General features: G+C 75.1%; 1 protein-coding gene. It reads left to right on the forward strand.

Going from position 1 to position 2,721, the window contains the following annotated elements:
- Positions 1 to 2,721, forward strand: a 2,721-nt coding sequence (locus ACFW6A_RS39080; RefSeq protein ID WP_386646657.1) for a condensation domain-containing protein, incomplete at both ends; no start/stop codon positions are given.

Below are 2,721 nucleotides of genomic sequence, written 5' to 3' on the forward strand. Positions count from 1 at the left end.
AGGTCCTGGGCCTGGAGCGGGTCGGCGTCCACGACGACTACCTGGCACTGGGCGGAGACTCCATCCTGTCCATCCAGGTCGTCGCCAAGGCCCGCGGGGCCGGCCTCCGGATCACCCCGCGCCAGATCTTCGAGCACCCCACGATCGCCGCCCTCGGCCGGCAGGCCGAACTCCTCCCCGAGGACGGCGGCGACCGGGACGAGGACGGCACCGGCGCCGTGCTCGACGGCACGGCCGCACCGCTGCCCGCCGGGCTCGTCGCCTCCTGGGAACGCGACCACGGCCCCCTGCACGCCGTGTGGCCCATGTCCGGCCTCCAGCAGGGAATGCTCTACCACGCCCTCGCCGAGCCCCGGTCGGACGCCTACACCGAGCAGCTGGTGTGCACCCTGAGCGGCACCCTCGACCCGGAGACCTTCCTCGACGCCTGGCGCCGTGCCGTGAACCGGCACTCCGCCCTGCGCGCGCGCTGCGCCTGGCAGGAGACGGACACGCCCCTGCTCGTCGTGCCGCGGACCGTCGACGTGCCCGCCGTGTACGAGGACTGGACGGCGGACGGCGACGGCAGGACGGCCGAGGAGCGCGTCGAGGAGTTCCTGGCGGGCGACCGCGGCGCGGGCTTCGAGCTGAGCGGCGGCCCCCTGGTGCGGCTCGCGCTCTTCCGCACCGCCCAGGACGCCTGGACCTTCGTGTGGACCAACCACCACATCCTCATCGACGGCTGGTCGCTGCCCGTCGTCGCCGGCGACGCGTTCGCGCTCTACGCCGCCTCGCGCACCGGCACCGAAGCCGCCCTCGCCCCCGCTCCCGACTACGGGGCCTTCGTGCGCTGGAACGCGGGCCGTGACCGCGCCGAGGACGAGGCCTTCTGGCGCAAGCAGCTCACCGGCCTCACCGCCCCGGCACTGCTGGCCCCCGTCCGGGCCGCGGGCGACGGCACCGGCGCGGGTGCGCACGAGCCCGCGCTGCGGCTGCCCGACGAGCGGTCCCGGAGCCTGCGTGCCCTCGCCCGTGAGCGGGGGGTCACCGTCGCCGCGCTGGTCCATGCCGCGTGGTCCCTGGTGGTCGCCCGGCGCACCGGCGCCCGGGACCTGGCGGTCGGCAGCGTGCTCTCCGGACGCCCCGCCGAGATCGACGGCATCGAGCGCACCGTCGGCCTGTTCATCAACACCCTGCCGCTGCGCGTGCGGGTCTCCGACGACATGCGGGCCGAGGACTGGCTCACCGCCGTCCACCAGTGCCTCCAGGACCTCACCGACCACCAGCACGCCCCGCTCGCCGACGTCACCTCCTGGAGCGGGGCCCCGGCCGGCGCCCAGCTCTTCGACTCGATCGTCGTGGTCGAGAACTACCCCTTCGAGGGGCTCGCCACCGACGGCTTCACCGTGGACAGCGGTCGCCTCGTCGAGCGCACCACCTACCCGGTCAGCGTCCAGGTCATGCCCGGCGAGCACCTGGAGCTGCGGCTGTCCGTCGACGCGGCGGCCTTCGACGCCGCCGCCGCGCAGCGGCTCCTCGACGACCTCGACCACGCCCTGGACGCGCTCACCGGCGACCCGGGGACCCTCTTGGGCGATCTCGGTGTCGGTGGTGCCGGTGTGGTGGCGGAGTGGTCGGGTGCCGGGGTGGAGGCGGTGGGTGAGGGCCGGCCGGTGTTCGAGGCGGTCGTGGCCCACGCGGCCGTGGCGCCGCACGACGTGGCGTTGGTGGATGCCGAGCGTGAGTGGACGTACGGCGAGGTGGAGCGGGCGTCGGCGGTGGTGGCGGTGCGGCTGCGGGAGCTGGGCGTGGGTCCGGAGTCCGTGGTGGGGTTGTGCCTGCCGCGCGGTGCGCTGATGGCGGTGGCGATGCTGGGTGTGCAGCGGGCCGGTGGTGCGTGGCTGGCGCTGGATCCCTCGTACCCGGCCGAGCGGCTGCGGCTGATGGCCGGTGAGGCGGCCTGCGCCGCCGTCCTGTGCGGCGGTGCGCAGCGGGAGCTGCTCGACGGGCTCCTGCCCGCCGGTACCGCGGTGCTCGACGCCGACGGGCTCGACCTGGCGGCGGAGGCCGACCGGGCGGGTCTGGACGCGGCGCACCCGGACGACCTCGCCTACCTGGTCTTCACCTCGGGTTCCACCGGCCGGCCCAAGGGCGTCGCCGTGACCCACGGCCAGCTGGCCGGACACCTCGAACAGGTCGGCGGAGTCTTCGGGCTGACCTCCCGCGACCGGGTCCTGGTCTTCGGCTCCTTCTCCTTCGACGTGACCACCGAGCAGCTGTTCGGACCGCTGATCGGAGGCGGTGCGGCCGTGATCCGGCCCGACGGGCTCCTCGGCGCCGACGAGCTGCTCGCCTTCCTGGCGGACCACCGGGTCACCGTCTTCAACCCGCCGACCGGGCTGTGGCGGCAGCTGGCCACCGCCCTCGCCGACGGTGCGGCCGTGCCCGCCGCGTCGGCCGTCCGCCTCACCGTCGTCGGCGGCGACGCCATGCCCGCCGCGGAGACCGGGATCTGGCGGCGCACGGTGGGCGGTCGCGTCCTCAACGCCTACGGGCCCACCGAGACCGTGATCACCGCCACCGTCCACGAGGTCGCCGGAGACGACGCGGCGGGAACCGTCCCCCTCGGGCGGCCGCTGCCCGGCCGCACCGTGTTCGTGCTGGACGGTTCTCTGCGGCCGGTGGCCGCGGGCGGTGTGGGTGAGTTGTATGTGGGTGGTGCGGGTGTGGCGCGTGGTTATG

The organism is Streptomyces sp. NPDC058758, from assembly GCF_042746075.1.
Classification (GTDB): domain Bacteria; phylum Actinomycetota; class Actinomycetes; order Streptomycetales; family Streptomycetaceae; genus Streptomyces.